Raw genomic sequence first — 15515 nt, forward strand, 5'->3', positions numbered from 1 at the left:
TAGGCGATTTAACCCCTTTGTTGATTTCTGGAGTGCAGCTAATGGACAACCGACTGCTGGTCAAAGGCTTGATTGTGGGACTTCTGAGCGTGGGGAGCGTGGCGGCACATGCCGACGCTGCCGGTGGCAACGGATGCGGCTGGGGCAACATGCTCTTCGACGGCCAGCGAGGCTTCGCCCCGCACTTCCTGGCAACCACCACCAACGGCACCTCGGGTAACGCCACCTTCGGCATGACCTCCGGCACCAACGGCTGCGACGTGAACGCCAAGATCGGCTACGGCGGCCGCTCGATGCTGGCCATGAACGGCATGCTCGACAACATCGCCGAGGACATGGCCCAGGGCCAGGGCGAGGCGCTGGACGCCTACGCCACCCTGCTGGGGGTCGAGCAATCCGACCGCGCGCACTTCGCCAAGGTCGCCCAGGAGAACTTCTCCTCCATCTTCTCCGCCCCGGACGTGACCGGTGAGCAGGTACTGGCCAACACCCTGGAAGTGATGAGCCGTGACCAGCAACTGGCGCGCTACGCCAAGCAGCCGGCCTGATCGGCAGCGGTAACGAGGAAGCCGGGCGATGCCCGGCTTTTTCATGCCCGTCGATCGAGACGGACATCGGCCACGCTTTTTGTAGGGGCGAATCCATTGGCTCTGTCTGCGTTAGCTGTTGTGGATTCAACGAAAAGGCTCAAGAACGGTGTTTTCAGGACAATTCTGGATTCCTGATACGCCCACCGCATGGGTTTCGCTTCGCTCTACACCATCCTACGAAAGCCGCCAGCCGCTGCGTTCGCCCGGTGGTGATGCGCACATCAATATGAAGTCGTGAGCCTCGACGTTGGAGCAGCGGCCAAACGCCCCTTTCAGGAGGCCGAGCGCAATCGTCGTTTCAGGGGTTGAGCGACATGGATGTCGCGAGAGCCGCGATGGGCCAGGGATGGCCCTTCGCGGCGGGCCCCTGAAATGATGATGGAGCGAGGGAAGTCTGGCTTCAGCCAGACCCGTATGGAGGGGCAAGCCCTTTTGGTTTCTTTTGGGTGGTTCGGCACCCCGACGACTGCCAAAAGAAACTCGCCCGGCAAGGCGAAACAGAAACCATCAGCAAGACTCGGCAATCAACCGGGTTCCAAATCCTCTAGCAACACTTAACGCAGACAGAGCCAATCCATTCGCCAAGCGGTGCGCAGCACCGCCGCCCTTGTGGGAGCGAATTCATTCGCGATCGGACCTCCGCCGAACACTGGCGCAGAGGGGAGAGCACCGCGAACCCCATCATGGAAAGACGCATCCTTCGGCTTGCATGCGGCGCTTTCCGACTGCTCTGGTGACAGCGGCCGAAGGCTCTAGACCAAGGTCTGACTTCAGTTTCGCCGGGGAGCGGCTAAGCTTGTGCGGCAGCTTGTCTGTCTATCCATTCGGAGTTCCCTATGAACAATAACAATAGCGTCACGCGCCACCTGCCCTGGGCAGTGCTGGCGGTGGTCGGCGCATGTGCCTTGGGTGTAGTCGCGCTACGCCGCGGTGAGGCGATCAACGCCTTGTGGATCGTGGTCGCGGCCGTTGCCCTCTACCTCGTCGCCTACCGCTACTACAGCCTGTTCATCGCCACCAAGGTGATGCAGCTGGACCCGACCCGCGCGACTCCCGCGCTGCTCAACAACGACGGCCTGGACTACGTCCCGACCAACAAGCACATCCTCTTCGGCCACCACTTCGCCGCCATCGCCGGCGCCGGCCCGCTGGTGGGCCCGGTGCTCGCGGCGCAGATGGGCTACCTGCCCGGCACGCTCTGGCTGATCGCCGGCGTGGTGCTCGCCGGTGCGGTGCAGGACTTCATGGTCCTGTTCATCTCCACCCGTCGCAACGGCCGCTCCCTGGGCGAGCTGGTGCGCGAGGAGATGGGCCAGATACCCGGCACCATCGCGCTGTTCGGCGCCTTCCTGATCATGATCATCATCCTCGCGGTGCTTTCGCTGATCGTGGTCAAGGCCCTGGCCGAGAGTCCCTGGGGCATGTTCACGGTGATGGCGACCATCCCCATCGCGATGTTCATGGGCATCTACATGCGCTACATCCGCCCGGGCCGTATCGGCGAGATTTCGCTGGTGGGCGTGGTGCTGTTGCTGCTGTCGATCTGGCTCGGTGGCCAGGTGGCCGCCGACCCGGTCTGGGGCCCGGCCTTCACCTTCACCGGCGTGCAGATCACCTGGATGCTGATCGGTTACGGTTTCGTCGCCGCCGTACTGCCCGTGTGGCTGGTGCTGGCGCCGCGCGACTACCTGTCGACCTTCCTCAAGATCGGCACCATCATCGCCCTGGCCATCGGCATCCTGGTGACCATGCCGGAGCTGAAGATGCCGGCGCTGACCCAGTTCGTCGACGGCACCGGCCCGGTGTGGAAGGGCGGCCTGTTCCCCTTCCTGTTCATCACCATCGCCTGTGGCGCGGTGTCCGGCTTCCATGCGCTGATCAGCTCCGGCACCACGCCCAAGCTGCTGGCCAACGAGTCCCACGCCCGCTACATCGGCTACGGCGGCATGCTGATGGAATCCTTCGTCGCCATCATGGCCATGGTCGCCGCCTCGGTGATCGAGCCGGGCGTGTACTTCGCCATGAACAGCCCGCCGGCCGTGGTCGGCACCGACGTCACCGCCGTGGCGGCCGCCGTCAGCAACTGGGGCTTCACCATCACCCCGGAAGTGCTGGAAGCCACCGCCCGTGACATCGGCGAGCACACCATCCTGGCCCGTGCCGGTGGTGCGCCGACCCTCGCCGTGGGCATCGCGCAGATCCTCCACCAGGTGCTGCCGGGCGAGAACACCATGGCGTTCTGGTACCACTTCGCGATCCTCTTCGAGGCCCTGTTCATCCTCACTGCGGTGGACGCCGGCACCCGCGCCGGGCGCTTCATGCTGCAGGACCTGCTGGGCAACTTCGTGCCGGCGCTGAAACGCACCGAGTCCTGGACCGCCAACGTCATCGCCACCGCCGGTTGCGTGGCCATGTGGGGCTGGCTGCTGTACCAGGGCGTGATCGACCCGCTGGGCGGCATCAACACCCTGTGGCCGCTGTTCGGCATCTCCAACCAGATGCTCGCCGGCATCGCCCTGATGCTCGGCTGCGTGGTGCTGATCAAGATGAAGCGCCAGCGCTACGTGTGGGTGACGCTGATCCCGGCCACCTGGCTGCTGATCTGCACCACCACCGCGGGCCTGATCAAGCTGCTCGACCCGAACCCGGCGGTGGGCTTCCTCGCCCTGGCCAAGAAGTACAGCGATGCCGCGGACGCCGGCCAGATCCTGGCCCCGGCCAAGGACATGGCGCAGATGCAGCACGTGATCTTCAACGCCTACACCAACTCGACCCTGACCGTGCTCTTCCTCTTCGTGGTGCTCAGCATCCTGTTCTACGCCATCAAGGTGGGACGCGCGGCCTGGGCCAAGCCGGAGCGCACCGACAAGGAATCGCCCTTCCAGCCGATTCCGGACGCCTGAGGAGTGAACGCGCATGTTCAATGACCTGAGCCGCATGGGTAAGTACCTGGGGCAGGCCGCGCGCATGCTGGTCGGCATGCCCGACTACGACAACTACGTCGAGCACATGCGCGGCAAGCACCCGGACAAACCGGTGATGAGCTACGAGGAGTTCTTCCGCGAGCGCCAGGAAGCACGTTACGGGGGCGGCAAAGGACGCCCCATCCGCTGCTGTTAGACTTGCTTCGCCAGGCTGCTGCGCTCGCGGCGCCTGGCGAGACAGGTTGAGATTTATCCACGCGCCACGACTCGTCGTGGCGCTGCTCTTTCTGTTCAGCGAACCGCTGAAATCCCCATGACCCATTTCCCGGATGGGTCTCCGCCACATCGAGGAATGCCCTGATGTCCGCACACCTCCCCATCCCCGTCACCGTGCTCAGCGGCTTTCTCGGCGCCGGCAAGACGACCCTGCTCAAGCACATCCTCAAGGCCGAGCACGGCCTGAAGATCGCGGTGATCGAGAACGAATTCAGCGAGACGCCCATCGACGGCCAACTGCTGGGCGACGAGCCGGTGCAGGTGATGACCCTGGCCAACGGCTGCGTCTGCTGCTCCATCCACGTCGAGCTGGAAAAGGCCCTGTTCCTGTTGCTGGAACGCCTGGACGCCGGCGAGCTGGCCTTCGACCGCCTGGTGATCGAGTGCACCGGCCTGGCCGACCCGGCGCCAGTGGCGCAGACCTTCTTCGCTGACGAGGAACTCTGCGAGCGCTACGTGCTGGACGGCATCATCACCCTGGTGGACGCTGCCAACGCCGAGCGCCACCTGGCCGAGACCATCGCCCAGGCCCAGGTCGGGTTCGCCGATCGCATCCTGGTGAGCAAGCGCGACCTGGTGGACGACGCCCACTTCGAGGCCCTCAGCCAGCGGCTGTCGCGGATCAACCGCCGCGCGCCGATTCGTGTCGTCGACCACGGCCGCATCGACCTGGCCGAGCTGCTCGATGTGCGCGGCTTCAACCTCAACGCCGACATCGGCCCGGCCCTGGGCCTGCGCCCGCTGACCCCGGCCGGCTCCACCGACCGCATCGCCACCCTGGTGCTGAAGAGCGAGCAGGCGCTGGACCTCGACAAGCTCAGCAGTTTCATGGAGGGCATGCTGGAGGAGCACGGCAACGCCCTGCTGCGCTACAAGGGCGTGCTCGACATCGCCGGTGAGGACCGGCGCATGGTGTTCCAGGGCGTGCTGCGCCTTTACGGCTTCGACTGGGACAAGGAGTGGGCGGAGGGCGAGGCCCGCGAGAGCGTGATCGTGTTCATCGGCGACAACCTGCCGGAAGCGCGCATCCGGGCCGGCTTCGCCGAGGTGCAGGCCTGAGGGAGCGGTGCGCCCGGCAGTTGGAATGTCAATGGAAAGTAAATAGAATCACTCGCATTTGATTCCATTTACCTTCCGGCGTGCCACCCATGAACGATGCAGCCGCGGCACCCGAACCCACCCTCAACACCCTCTATCGCGAACACCGCAGCTGGCTGGAAAGCTGGTTGCGGCGCCGCCTGGGCAACGCCTGGGATGCCGCCGACCTGACCCAGGACACCTTCGTCCGCGTCCTCGCCGCCCACCAGGACAAGCCGCTGCCGCGCCTGCAGGAGCCCCGCGCCTACCTGCTCACCGTCGGCAAGCGCCTGCTCATCAACCACCACCAGCGGCGCAGCCTGGAGCGCGCCTACCTGGACGCCCTCGCCAGCCTGCCGCAGGAGCAGGTGCCCTCGCCTGAGCAGCGCTGGCTGCTACTGGAGACCCTGCAGGCGCTGGACGAGCTGCTCGACGGCCTGCCGCTGGCGGTGCGCCGGGCCTTCCTCTGGGCGCAGCTCGAAGGTCTCGACTACGCCAGCATCGCCCGGCGCCTGGAGGTGTCCGAACGCACGGTGAAGCGCTACATGGCCAAGGCCTACGAACACTGCCTGCTGGTGGACCTGTGAGTGGCCAGCCATCGTCCCTGGCGCGCCAGGTCGCGCGGGAAGCGGCGCACTGGCTGACCCTGCTGGAATCCGGCGGCGCCCGCGAGGCCGACCATGCCGAGCTGCAACGCTGGCGGGCCCGCAGCAGTGACCACGAGCAGGCCTGGCAGAAGGCCCAGGCGTTGCGCCAGCGCTTCGCCCAGCTTCCCGGCGCCCTGGCCCTGGCCAGCCTCGACCGGCCGGACCTCGCGCGGCGCAAGAGCCTCAAGCGCCTGCTCGCCCTCGGTGCCCTGGCTCCTGCCGGCTGGCTCGCCTGGCGGCAGATGCCCATCGCCAACTGGAGCGCCGACCTGCGCACCGCCACCGGCGAGCGTCGTTCGCTGGAGCTGCCCGACGGCACGCGGCTGCAGCTCAATACCGCCAGTGCGGTGAACCTCGACTTCGAGGAGGGCCGTCGCCGGCTCGCCCTGGTCGAAGGCGAGATCGCCGTGGACGGCGCGGGCGACCTGCGGGTGCGGACCCGTGACGGGCGCCTGCTGGCCTCCGGGGCGCGCTTCTGCGTGCGCCAGTTCGACCACGGCTGCCTGGTCTCGGTGGCGCGTGGCACGGTGCGGCTGGAGCCCGCCCAAGGCGGCCCGGTCACCCTGCAGGCGGGCCAGCGCGCCGGCATGAGCGCATCGGGCGTGGGCCGGGCGGAGGCGTTCGATACGCGCCAGCCCGACTGGCAGCAGGGGGTGCTGATCGTCGAGAACCGCGCCCTGGGCGCCGTGCTGCGCGAGCTGGATCGCTACCGCCCCGGCGTGCTGCGCTGGGACCCGGCGCTGGAGAGGCTCGCCGTGACCGGCACCTTCCGCCTCGAAGACACCGACAGGGCCCTGGCGTTGCTGGCCGCCAGCCTGCCCATCGAGGTGCACTACCGCACCCGCTACTGGGTGTCGCTGGTGCCGCGGCCCTCCGTTGGCTGAAGGCTGTCCCTTTTTTCCGGCTCGCCTGTCATCACAGGCAACAGAACGAAAAAAGAGAGCCTCCGATGTCCTCGTCCCCCTCCTTCCGTCCTTTCGCGATGCCCCTGCTCCTGGCCCTGGGCTGCGCCGGCCTTGCCGCGCCCGGCTGGGCCGATGACGGCCCGCGCCGCAGCTACGAGATCCCCGCCGGCAGCCTCGGCGCGGCGCTGACCCGTTTCGCCGGCGAGGCCGGCGTCAGCCTGTCCGTCGATCCGGTGCTGGTCTCAGGGCGCAGCAGCGCCGGGTTGAAAGGCGACTTCGGCGTGGAAGAGGGCTTCGCCCGCCTGCTCCAGGGCTCCGGCCTGATGTTGCAACCGGCTGGCGAGGGCAGTTACACCCTGCTGCTGGTGCCCGAGGAGGGGAGCCGCGTGCAGCAGTTGCAACCGATCGCCATCACCGGGCAGGGCAGCGGCGCCAGCGCCGATCACTATGCCGGCGGCCAGGTATCCCGGCGGGGCGGGCTGGGCATGCTGGGTGAGCGCGACTTCATGGAGACGCCCTTCAACCTCACCTCCTACACCAGCGAGGCGGTGAAGAACCAGCAGGCCCGTACCCTGGCCGACGTGGTCGCCAGCGACCCCTCGGTGCGCACCACCAACCCGTCGGCGGGGCGCTTCGAGCAGTTCTCCATCCGTGGCTACAGCCTCTACAACAGCGATGTCGCCTACGGTGGCCTCTACGGCGTGTTGCCGACCTATTCCATCGACATGGAAATGGCCGAGCGGGTCGACATCCTCAAGGGCCCCGGAGCCTTGCTCGGCGGCCTGGCGCCCAATGGCAGCGTTGGCGGCAGCGTCAACATCGAGCCCAAGCGCGCGGGCGACGAGCCGACCACCGAGTTCACCGCCATGCACGCCTCCTCCGGCCAACTGGGTGGGCATGTGGACATCGGCCGGCGCTTCGGCGACGACCAGCGCTTCGGCCTGCGCTTCAACGGCGTCAAGCAGTCCGGCGACACCGAGTGGGACCACCAGAGCCTGGAGCGTGATTCCGCCGTGCTCGGGCTGGACCTGCGTACCGAGCGCGTGCGCCTGTCCCTCGACCTGGGCCGCCAGGAACGCGACGTCGACGGGCCGATGGAGCGCGTCGGCCTCAACGCCGGGGTCAAGGTGCCGGACGCCGAGGACATCCACCACAACTTCGCCCAGCCCTGGACCTACTCCCGTGCCAAGGACACCTTCGGCGCCCTGCGCGGCGAGTACGATCTGAGCGAGTCGCTGATGGTCTATGCCGCCGCCGGCGCGCGCCGGGGCGACTACGACTTCCTCCGCCACGCGGTGCAACTGACCAACGACGCCGGGCGCTTCGTGATCAGCCCGCGCGCCTTCCAGCGCGAGGAGGAGGTACGCACCGCCACGGTCGGCCTGCGCAACTGGTTTTCCACGGGCTCGGTGGGGCACACCCTCAACCTCAGTCTCAACCGCTTCGACATGACCTTCGACAACAGCGGTGCGCGCTACGCCAATGGCGTGAGCAACCTGTTCGACCCGACGACCCTGCCAGTGCCGATCACGCCCACGGCCGCCGACAACCCGACCCACACCGAGAGCGTGCTCTCCAGCCTGGCGCTGGCCGACACCCTGAGCTTCGCCGGTGACAGCGTGCTGCTGACCCTCGGGGCGCGCCTGCAACGGGTGGAAGTGGACAGCTCCGAACCGGGCGAACCCGACCAGCGCTATGACGAGCGCGCCACCTCGCCGGCCCTGGGCGTGGTCTGGCGTACCACCGAGGCGCTGTCGCTCTACGCCAACTACATGGAAGGGCTGACCCAGGGCCAGACCGCGCCGGAGACGGCCAACAACGCCGGCCAGGTGTTCGCGCCCTACCGCAGCAAGCAGGTGGAGGCCGGCATCAAGTACGACATGGGCAGCCTGACCAGCACCCTCAGCGTCTTCCGCATCGAGAAACCGGCCTACTACACCGAGAACGGCTACCTGCGCCCCGACGGCGAGCAGCGCAACCAGGGTGTGGAACTGAACCTGTTCGGCGAGCCGCTGGAGGGCGTGCGCCTCCTCGGTGGCGCCATGCTGCTGGATGCCGAGCTGACCCGCACCGCCAATGGCAGCAACGACGGCAACCGCGCGGTCGGGGCGCCGATCCTCAACGCTAACCTCGGGGTCGAGTGGGACCTGCCCCAGGTCCAGGGGCTGACCCTGACCGCACGGGCCATCCACACCGGCGCCCAGTACCTCGACCAGGCCAATACCCAGAAGGCCGATGCCTGGCAGCGCTACGACCTGGGCGCGCGCTACGCCTTCAGCGTCGGCGAGACGGACGTCACCCTGCGCGCCAGCGTGGAGAACGTCATGGACAAGGCCTACTGGGCCTCCGCCAACGTCCCCGACGGCACCGCCACCGGCCTCACCCTCTCCACCCCGCGCACCTGGCTGGTGTCGGCGACGTTCGGATTCTGAGGGGCGTTCCCGGGCTGAAACCCGGGCTACGGGATGGAGTGTAGGGTGGGCTTCAGCCCATCATCGGAGCTGCCGGCAACACCGGTGGTGGATGGAAAAAGCGCCATCCACCCTACGCCCCGAAAACCCCGTGCCTGTAGGGGCTAACTCACTCACCATGGGCCGCGTTGCGCACCGGATATCGCCGGCACGTTGCATCCGGCAGGTGTAGGGTGGACCCCGCTTCACCGGTCCACCGTAGCGGCGCCCGGTTCGGCACCGTTGGTGGATGGAAAAGCGCCATCTACCCTACGACCTGTAGGGGCGAATTCATTCGCCAAGGGCTGCGTAGCGGCTCCAAGGCATGTACGACAGGCACAAAAAAGCCCGGCAGGTGCCGGGCTTTCTCGTTCAGCGCTCAGGCAATCAGTTGCCGTAGACCGGCAGCTTGGCGCAGATGGCCTTGACCTGTTCGCGAACGCGGTCGACCACGGACTCGTCGCCCATGTTCTCGAGGATGTCGCAGATCCAGGTGGCCAGCTCGCGGCACTCGACTTCCTTGAAGCCACGGGTGGTCACGGCCGGGGTGCCGATGCGCAGGCCGGAGGTGACGAAGGGCGAGCGCGGGTCGTTGGGTACCGAGTTCTTGTTCACGGTGATGAAGGCGCGACCCAGGGCGGCGTCGGCATCCTTACCGGTGATGTCCTGCTTGATCAGGGACAGCAGGAACAGGTGGTTCTGGGTACCGCCGGAGACCACGTCGAAGCCGCGGTCGATGAACACCTGGGCCATGGCCTGGGCGTTCTTCACCACTTGCTGCTGGTAGGTCTTGAACTCGGGCTGCAGGGCTTCCTTGAAGCACACGGCCTTGGCGGCGATCACGTGCTCCAGCGGGCCACCCTGGGCGCCCGGGAAGACGGCGGAGTTGAGCTTCTTCTCGATCTCCTCGTTCTTGCGCGCGAGGATCAGGCCACCACGCGGGCCGCGCAGGGTCTTGTGGGTGGTGGTGGTGACCACGTCGGCGAAGGGCACCGGGTTCGGGTACACACCGGCGGCGACCAGGCCGGCCACGTGGGCCATGTCGACGAACAGGTAGGCGCCTACCTTGTCGGCGATGGCGCGGAAGCGGGCGAAGTCCAGGACCTGCGAATAGGCGGAGAAGCCGGCGACGATCATCTTCGGCTTGTGCTCGACGGCCAGGCGCTCGACTTCGTCGTAGTCGATCAGGCCGGCGTCGGTGATGCCGTACTGCACGGCGTTGTACAGCTTGCCGGAGGAGGAGACGGAGGCGCCGTGGGTCAGGTGGCCGCCGTGGGCCAGGCTCATGCCGAGGATGGTGTCGCCGGCCGACAGCAGGGCCAGGTAGACCGCGGCATTGGCCTGGGAGCCGGCATGCGGCTGGACGTTGGCGTAGTCGGCGCCGAACAGCTCCTTGGCGCGGTCGATGGCCAGTTGCTCGACCACGTCGACGTACTCGCAACCACCGTAATAGCGCTTGCCCGGGTAACCCTCGGCGTACTTGTTGGTCAGTACCGAACCCTGGGCTTCCATCACCGCCGGGCTGGTGTAGTTCTCGGAGGCGATGAGCTCGATGTGCTCTTCCTGGCGCTGGGCTTCCTGCTCCATCGCGGCGAAGAGTTCGGCATCGTAGCGGGCGAGGGTCAAATCACGGCTGAACATGGCGGTCCTCTCGGGGATCGGTACGTGGAAAGGCGCGCATTCTAACTCATAGGTCGTTGGCTGACACATGAAGGTCGGTCATGCGACAGACAAGCGGCGCTCACGCGGACTCGTCATCGACTTCCTGCAGCTCGGCGAGCTTCTGGCGCAGGGTTTCGCGCTCGTGATCGAACAGCAGGGGCAGTTGTTGCCAGCTCTCGTAGAGCGGTTCCAGCCAGCAGCAGTAGCCGGAGTCGGGTCGCCGGCCCTCCAGGCGCTCGAAACAGGTGTGGATGTCCAGGGCATGGGCCGGCTCGTCGTGGGCGATGGCGGCCAGGACGCGGATGGCCGCCACCGTGGTCCAGTCGCTCGGCCCGAACAGGGCGCTGAGCAGCAGCGCGCGACGACGCGAACCTTCCCAGCCCTGATCGAGATGGGCCAGCACCTGGGCGGCGGCGCTCTGCACGCGGGTCAGCCAGACCAGCGCGGGGATCGAGCGGTCGGGCACCGCCGGCGGGTGCACCAGGGTCGCCAGCACCTGCAGCGGCTCGTCACCCGTGAGGCTGGCGGCCACCTGGCTGGCCTGGGCCCAGTTGGCGCGGGCATAGGGTCTGGCGGCGAGCCCGGCGATCAGCGCGCTGACCTTCTCGCCAGGCGGCGGCAGGGCCGGCAGCGCCTGGTCGCCCTCGTAGCGCCAGAGCAGGTGCTCGACGGGGCCGTGCGGCTGGCGCGGATCGGGCTGGGCGATGCTCTCGGCGGTGACTTCGACCTTGCAGCCGGCCAGGCCGTGGGCGGCGAGCTCCAGGGTGATGGCCAGGACGTTGCTCGGCGCCTCCAGGGACGAGGTGCGCAGGGTGATGCTGTCGCCGGGCGAGCCCTCGTAGCTGCCGTCGAGCAGGCTGTCGCGGATCTTGCGCAGGACGTTGGCGCTGGCGTCGTTGGGCTGGGGTGGCGCGCCGCTGGCGAGGAACCACAACTGGTAGGCGCGCTCGTTGTCGGCCTTGGCGGCGTCGATCACCCGTTGGAGCAGGGTGTCGTCGCCGCTGGCGCGCCATTGGCAGTAATCCCGTGACGGCGCGGCCCAGGGATGCTCGGGGTGCAGCGCCAGGGCCTGGTCGTACCAGCTGGTCGCCTGGGCCCAGCCCTGGTTCTCCAGCCAGGTGTCGCCGGCCTCCAGGTAGGTGCTGAGCTCTTCCGGTTGCTGCTGCATGGCCTGGCTGAAGGCGAGGTCGGCTTCGGCGGGGCGGCCTTGCTGGCGCAGCACCAGGCCCCGCGCGGTCGCCTGGTGCCAATCCTGGCGGGCCTGCACCGGCCCGGCCAGTTCCAGGGCCTGGTCGAAGAGGGCGGCACGGCGCAGCAGGCCGATGTGCAGCATCGTCCATTGCGCGGTGAAATCGTCCGCTGGGCGGATGCGCCCGGCCAGCACGGCCCAGCGCCGGGTGTTGGCCAGGTCGCGGGCAGTGGCTTCGCGGGCTTCCGGGGTGCGCTGGATGACGCGGCCGAACAGGCGCATCTGCAGGTCCGCATCCAGCTGTTCCAGGCTGCCGGCCGGCTCCAGCCAATCGAGGGCCCAGGCGTCGAGGTAGTCGCTCTCGGGGGCGGCGTCGATCACCTGCAGCAGCAGGTCGACCGCTGCGGCGACCCGGCCCTCGCGGGCCATGATCCAGCTGCGCAGCGCTTCGGTCGCCGCGTAGCGTTGCTCGCCGGGTGGCAGCAGCACCGCTTCGGCCGGAGTGCCGGCACGTTGCAGGTAGCGCTCGGCCAGGGCCAGCCACTCGGGGTTGGCCGGGGCGAACCTGAGCAGCTCCGCCAGGTGCTCGGCGCCGTGGGCGAGGTTGCCCTGCTCCAGCTCGGCTTCGGTGATGAACCGCTCGAACTCGGCGGTACCCTGGCGCAGCTCGATGCCGGGCTTCCCGGGGGCGGCTTCCGGTGCGGCGGCCGGGGCGTCTTGGGTGGTCGGGGCGATTTCGGTATGGCGGGTAAAGCGTTTCCACCAGGACATGGCGGGCTCCTTGTCACATCGTCGCCGGTCAATGGCGGGCTGGTCGGGCGGTGGCGCTGGGCCGTGATGGCGCGATCTTACGGCAAGGCCCCCGGTGCGGGCCTGCCGGGGATCACGAAACCGGTCGCGCGGCGATGGTGGAGCGGTGTTCGGCATGACCTCGAATGGTGGACCGGTGAAGCGTGGTCCACCCTACGCCCGGGCTGCGGAAACAAATAAGCCCAGATGTTGACGCTCCCCACCGATCCCCCAGGCTCTTGCAGCTTGCAGCTTGCAGCTTGCAGCTTGCAGCTTGCAGCTTGCAGCTTGCAGCTTGCAGCTTGCAGCTTGCAGTCAGCGCTCGGGCACCAGCAGGAAATCGGTCACCACCGCCACCAGCCGGCCGTCGGCGTCGTAGCCGAAGTAGCTGGGGTAGGCGCCGTCGCCGTAGCCGCTGGAGAAGAACGCCACATTGCCGGCGTCGGTCGGCAGCAGGTACCAGCTGCGGGTGTGCTGGTAGGTCTTGTCCAACTCGGCGAACAGGCGTTCGTCGAAGGCCTCGCCCTCCTGGTTTCGGCGGGCCTCGTAGCTGCGCAGGGCGGCAGCATCCATGAAACCGCCGGTGCCGCTGTCCACCCCGTAGCCGAAGAATTCGTCCGGGCCCAGGGTGGCCGGGTCCTGGCCTTTCACCAGCGCCATCTCCCAGCGGGTCGCCGGGCCGGGGGCGAACACGATACGGGCGAAGGCCACACGCTCGTCATCGCCGATCCTGGCGATGGCCAGCTGCAGCGGGTAGCGCCCCTTGGGCACGGCCTGGGTGAAGGGGCCGTCGCAGCTCACCAGGGGGTCGCAGGCCACCAGTTGCCCGGTGGGCAGTTCCAGTTCGCCGATGGTTCGGGCGTAGAAGCGGTAATCGCAGTCCTCCACCCGTACCTGGTGACCTTCGGTGAAGGCGGCGTCGAACAGCGGGTGGTTCATCGGGGCGGCCTCTTCAGCGTGCAGCCAGGACAGGGGCAGCAGCAGGGCGAGCCCGGCGAGGTGTCGTTTCATGGGCGATGTTGCTCCCTCTCTGTGCCAGTGGTGGGGACGATCCCATGCCATTGCACGGGCGTATGCGGCGTACGGCACAACACGGCGATTGGATGTGAGGAAGGGCCGTTCCAGTGGCTGAAGCGCGGTAATCTAAGCGCCGTTTCGGCCCGCCTCGGGCGCGCCATCATTGCATAAGGATCGAAGATGGAACCGGTCTCCGTTTCGCAGCTCCTGGCTGCATTGTTCGAAGCCCATGGCGTCGAGTTCGTCGTGCACGAGGGCTGGGTCGCGCCGGGAGGCCGGCTGCCGGCGATCCGTGCCACCTGGTATCCCCGCGGCAAGACCGGTCGGCTCGACGTCGACGTATTGCTGGAGGACGACGACCGCCAGTTCCAGGAGGCTTTCGCCGGTGTGGGCGAGGGCGAGGCGGGCCTGCGCGACGCCTGGGAGAACTTCTGCCGCAACAGTTTCCACGTGCTGCTCTCGGCGCTGTGGGGCCAGGTCGATGAAGACCAGGTGACGGTGGAGACCTGGCAGGTGGGCGGGCAGCGCTTCGAGGCGCACCTGGGCAACGCCTGCACGCGGGGCGCCGATGGCAAGGTGGCGCAGCTGCCGGCCGACCTGTTCCCCAGCATCGAGGCGCAGATCCGCGCGCTGCCGCTGGATGGTCGCATCCACTGGTTCCGCCATTTCTTCTGCGCCTTCGACAACCAGCGCACGGTGGAGGCGCTGTTCGACAACGACCCCTGGCAGGCCGGCATGGATAGCTTCGCGCGCCTGGGCTGGCAGGATTCCCAGGCGTACTACAGCGTGCGGCACTTCCTGGTGGTGAAGCCGGTTTCGGGCTGATGCCGGGCGCCTGGAATTCCCCCCCATAAGACAAGAGCCCCGCATCAGCGGGGCTCTTGTCTTGAAGCGGCGGATCAACGGTTGTTGTAGCCGTCTTCGCTCGGGTCGTAGGTAATCTGGTAGACGTTGAAGTTGGCGCCACCTGCGCCCACGCCGGTGTAGGTGAGGCGACCCTGGCCCTTGTACAGCTCTTCCATGCGCATGGCGTCGCTGCCGAAGTAGAAGGGGATGAACATCTTGCCGGTCATGTGGTTGTAGCTGTCGGTGGGCTGGCCGATCAGGTCATGCACCTGTTTCATGGACATGCCGGGCTGCACCTTGGCGAAGGGGCTGCCTGCCGGGATCTGGCCGACGATCTGCTGTTGCGGGGCACGCGGCGAAGAGCCGCAGGCGGCCAGCAGGCCCATGGCGGCTATCAGGCCGATTTGCAGGAACTTGGTACGCATTGAACTTCTCCAGAGGGGTGACGTTGATTCAGTGGGCCGCTCAGCCCTTGTAGCCCTTGTCCAGCAGCTCCTGGGTCATTTCTTCACCCGCCGTGACGCACTCTTCATGGGAGCCCGGGAGGAAGTTCAGGAAGTGCCAGGTGCCGTCCTTCTTCATCACGAAGGCTTGCATGTCACCGGTTTCCCGGCCATCGGCCCTGACGCTGTTGACGGTCTGGCAAGCGCCAATGCCGTTTATTTCGGTGTATTCGCCGAACTTGTAGACGTCCTTCACCAGCAGGTTGTCGATCACTACCTTCTGGACTTCGGATTCGGCGGAGTTGCAGCCGCCGAGCATGGCGGCGAGCCCCAGTGCGACAGCGCAGCGGAGCAGGTTGGCAGGGGTGGGGCGGTGTTTCGGGGCGCGAGAAACGGTCATGACGCAATCATCCTTGTGCGGGGTTCTTGTTGGGTGCGTGGAACGCCTGGCTACCTGTGACGAGCGGCCGGAAAGGGATGGGCCCGAGGGGCCGCTACTCCGGGACGCTGTTTTCCGGCCACGAAAAAAAGCCACGACTTGGCGGCAGGGTCAGCTAATTCAGGGGTTTTTGCAGATACTGGCGAGGGTGTCTTGGAGTCGCTTCGTACTTGCAATCCTTTGCAACACTTAAATAGCGAAGCGCAATCTGGCAGGGCTGTAGGAAATATTCAACTTCATTTGTATGACAACCAGACGCCC

13 protein-coding genes are annotated in these 15515 nt (G+C 67.1%); 8 read left to right on the forward strand and 5 right to left on the reverse strand.

The window, feature by feature from the left end:
- Positions 1 to 41 precede the first annotated feature (41 nt).
- The 7 genes from WFQ67_RS07665 to WFQ67_RS07695 all read left to right on the forward strand — a co-directional run bounded on the left by WFQ67_RS07665 (position 42) and on the right by WFQ67_RS07695 (position 8851).
- Positions 42 to 548, forward strand: coding sequence for a DUF3015 domain-containing protein (locus WFQ67_RS07665; protein WP_213628440.1), 507 nt, complete (start codon positions 42 to 44; stop codon positions 546 to 548).
- Between the two features lie 878 nt (positions 549 to 1426).
- Positions 1427 to 3493 (forward strand): carbon starvation CstA family protein, encoded by a 2067-nt coding sequence (locus tag WFQ67_RS07670; RefSeq protein WP_173173448.1) that lies wholly within the window; start codon positions 1427 to 1429, stop codon positions 3491 to 3493.
- 13 nt (positions 3494 to 3506) lie between these two features.
- Positions 3507 to 3710: a YbdD/YjiX family protein gene (locus tag WFQ67_RS07675; protein WP_021218787.1), complete on the forward strand. Its 204-nt coding sequence runs from the start codon at positions 3507 to 3509 to the stop codon at positions 3708 to 3710.
- 164 nt (positions 3711 to 3874) lie between these two features.
- On the forward strand, positions 3875 to 4849 hold the full coding sequence (yjiA, locus tag WFQ67_RS07680) for a GTPase (RefSeq protein ID WP_337056529.1): 975 nt from the start codon (positions 3875 to 3877) through the stop codon (positions 4847 to 4849).
- 89 nt (positions 4850 to 4938) lie between these two features.
- Positions 4939 to 5454: a sigma-70 family RNA polymerase sigma factor gene (locus WFQ67_RS07685; protein WP_213628442.1), complete on the forward strand. Its 516-nt coding sequence runs from the start codon at positions 4939 to 4941 to the stop codon at positions 5452 to 5454.
- A complete protein-coding gene (locus WFQ67_RS07690) occupies positions 5451 to 6398 on the forward strand; it encodes a FecR domain-containing protein (protein ID WP_337056530.1) in 948 nt (315 codons plus the stop codon). Before WFQ67_RS07685 ends, WFQ67_RS07690 begins: the two co-directional genes overlap by 4 nt.
- Before the next feature lie 65 nt (positions 6399 to 6463).
- Positions 6464 to 8851 (forward strand): TonB-dependent receptor, encoded by a 2388-nt coding sequence (locus tag WFQ67_RS07695; RefSeq protein ID WP_337056531.1) that lies wholly within the window; start codon positions 6464 to 6466, stop codon positions 8849 to 8851.
- Positions 8852 to 9256: 405 nt separating this feature from the next.
- On the opposite strand, the gene glyA is transcribed toward WFQ67_RS07695, so the two are convergent.
- The 3 genes from glyA to WFQ67_RS07710 all read right to left on the reverse strand — a co-directional run bounded on the left by glyA (position 9257) and on the right by WFQ67_RS07710 (position 13520).
- Positions 9257 to 10510, reverse strand: a complete 1254-nt coding sequence (gene glyA, locus WFQ67_RS07700; RefSeq protein ID WP_173173438.1) for a serine hydroxymethyltransferase — start codon at positions 10508 to 10510, stop codon at positions 9257 to 9259.
- A gap of 100 nt (positions 10511 to 10610) precedes the next feature.
- The gene (locus WFQ67_RS07705) at positions 10611 to 12491 is read right to left on the reverse strand and encodes a hypothetical protein (protein ID WP_337056532.1); all 1881 of its coding nucleotides are present in this window, start codon (positions 12489 to 12491) and stop codon (positions 10611 to 10613) included.
- Positions 12492 to 12824: 333 nt separating this feature from the next.
- Positions 12825 to 13520 carry a DUF4241 domain-containing protein gene (locus WFQ67_RS07710; RefSeq protein ID WP_337056533.1) on the reverse strand — a complete coding sequence of 232 codons (696 nt, stop codon included), beginning with the start codon at positions 13518 to 13520 and terminating at the stop codon, positions 12825 to 12827.
- Between the two features lie 186 nt (positions 13521 to 13706).
- On the opposite strand from WFQ67_RS07710, the gene WFQ67_RS07715 reads away from it, so the two are divergent.
- On the forward strand, positions 13707 to 14351 hold the full coding sequence (locus WFQ67_RS07715; protein ID WP_213628447.1) for a DUF6348 family protein: 645 nt from the start codon (positions 13707 to 13709) through the stop codon (positions 14349 to 14351).
- 74 nt (positions 14352 to 14425) lie between these two features.
- On the opposite strand, the gene WFQ67_RS07720 is transcribed toward WFQ67_RS07715, so the two are convergent.
- Positions 14426 to 14797, reverse strand: coding sequence for a hypothetical protein (locus tag WFQ67_RS07720; protein WP_111259707.1), 372 nt, complete (start codon positions 14795 to 14797; stop codon positions 14426 to 14428).
- Positions 14798 to 14837: 40 nt separating this feature from the next.
- Positions 14838 to 15215, reverse strand: coding sequence for a hypothetical protein (locus WFQ67_RS07725; protein ID WP_213628448.1), 378 nt, complete (start codon positions 15213 to 15215; stop codon positions 14838 to 14840).
- Positions 15216 to 15515: the final 300 nt, after the last annotated feature.

This window comes from Pseudomonas sp. USHLN015 (assembly GCF_037153275.1).
GTDB classification, from domain to species: domain Bacteria; phylum Pseudomonadota; class Gammaproteobacteria; order Pseudomonadales; family Pseudomonadaceae; genus Metapseudomonas; species Metapseudomonas tohonis.

What these genes read in the sequence shown, in the direction of transcription:
- glyA (WP_173173438.1), bottom strand. Translation starts at nt 10,510, where the DNA reads ATGTTCAGCCGTGATTTGACCCTCGCCCGCTACGATGCCGAACTCTTC.
- WFQ67_RS07685 (WP_213628442.1), top strand. Translation starts at nt 4,939, where the DNA reads ATGAACGATGCAGCCGCGGCACCCGAACCCACCCTCAACACCCTCTAT.
- WFQ67_RS07675 (WP_021218787.1), top strand. Translation starts at nt 3,507, where the DNA reads ATGTTCAATGACCTGAGCCGCATGGGTAAGTACCTGGGGCAGGCCGCG.
- WFQ67_RS07705 (WP_337056532.1), bottom strand. Translation starts at nt 12,491, where the DNA reads ATGTCCTGGTGGAAACGCTTTACCCGCCATACCGAAATCGCCCCGACC.
- WFQ67_RS07710 (WP_337056533.1), bottom strand. Translation starts at nt 13,520, where the DNA reads ATGAAACGACACCTCGCCGGGCTCGCCCTGCTGCTGCCCCTGTCCTGG.
- yjiA (WP_337056529.1), top strand. Translation starts at nt 3,875, where the DNA reads ATGTCCGCACACCTCCCCATCCCCGTCACCGTGCTCAGCGGCTTTCTC.
- WFQ67_RS07725 (WP_213628448.1), bottom strand. Translation starts at nt 15,215, where the DNA reads ATGACCGTTTCTCGCGCCCCGAAACACCGCCCCACCCCTGCCAACCTG.
- WFQ67_RS07665 (WP_213628440.1), top strand. Translation starts at nt 42, where the DNA reads ATGGACAACCGACTGCTGGTCAAAGGCTTGATTGTGGGACTTCTGAGC.
- WFQ67_RS07720 (WP_111259707.1), bottom strand. Translation starts at nt 14,797, where the DNA reads ATGCGTACCAAGTTCCTGCAAATCGGCCTGATAGCCGCCATGGGCCTG.
- WFQ67_RS07695 (WP_337056531.1), top strand. Translation starts at nt 6,464, where the DNA reads ATGTCCTCGTCCCCCTCCTTCCGTCCTTTCGCGATGCCCCTGCTCCTG.
- WFQ67_RS07715 (WP_213628447.1), top strand. Translation starts at nt 13,707, where the DNA reads ATGGAACCGGTCTCCGTTTCGCAGCTCCTGGCTGCATTGTTCGAAGCC.
- WFQ67_RS07670 (WP_173173448.1), top strand. Translation starts at nt 1,427, where the DNA reads ATGAACAATAACAATAGCGTCACGCGCCACCTGCCCTGGGCAGTGCTG.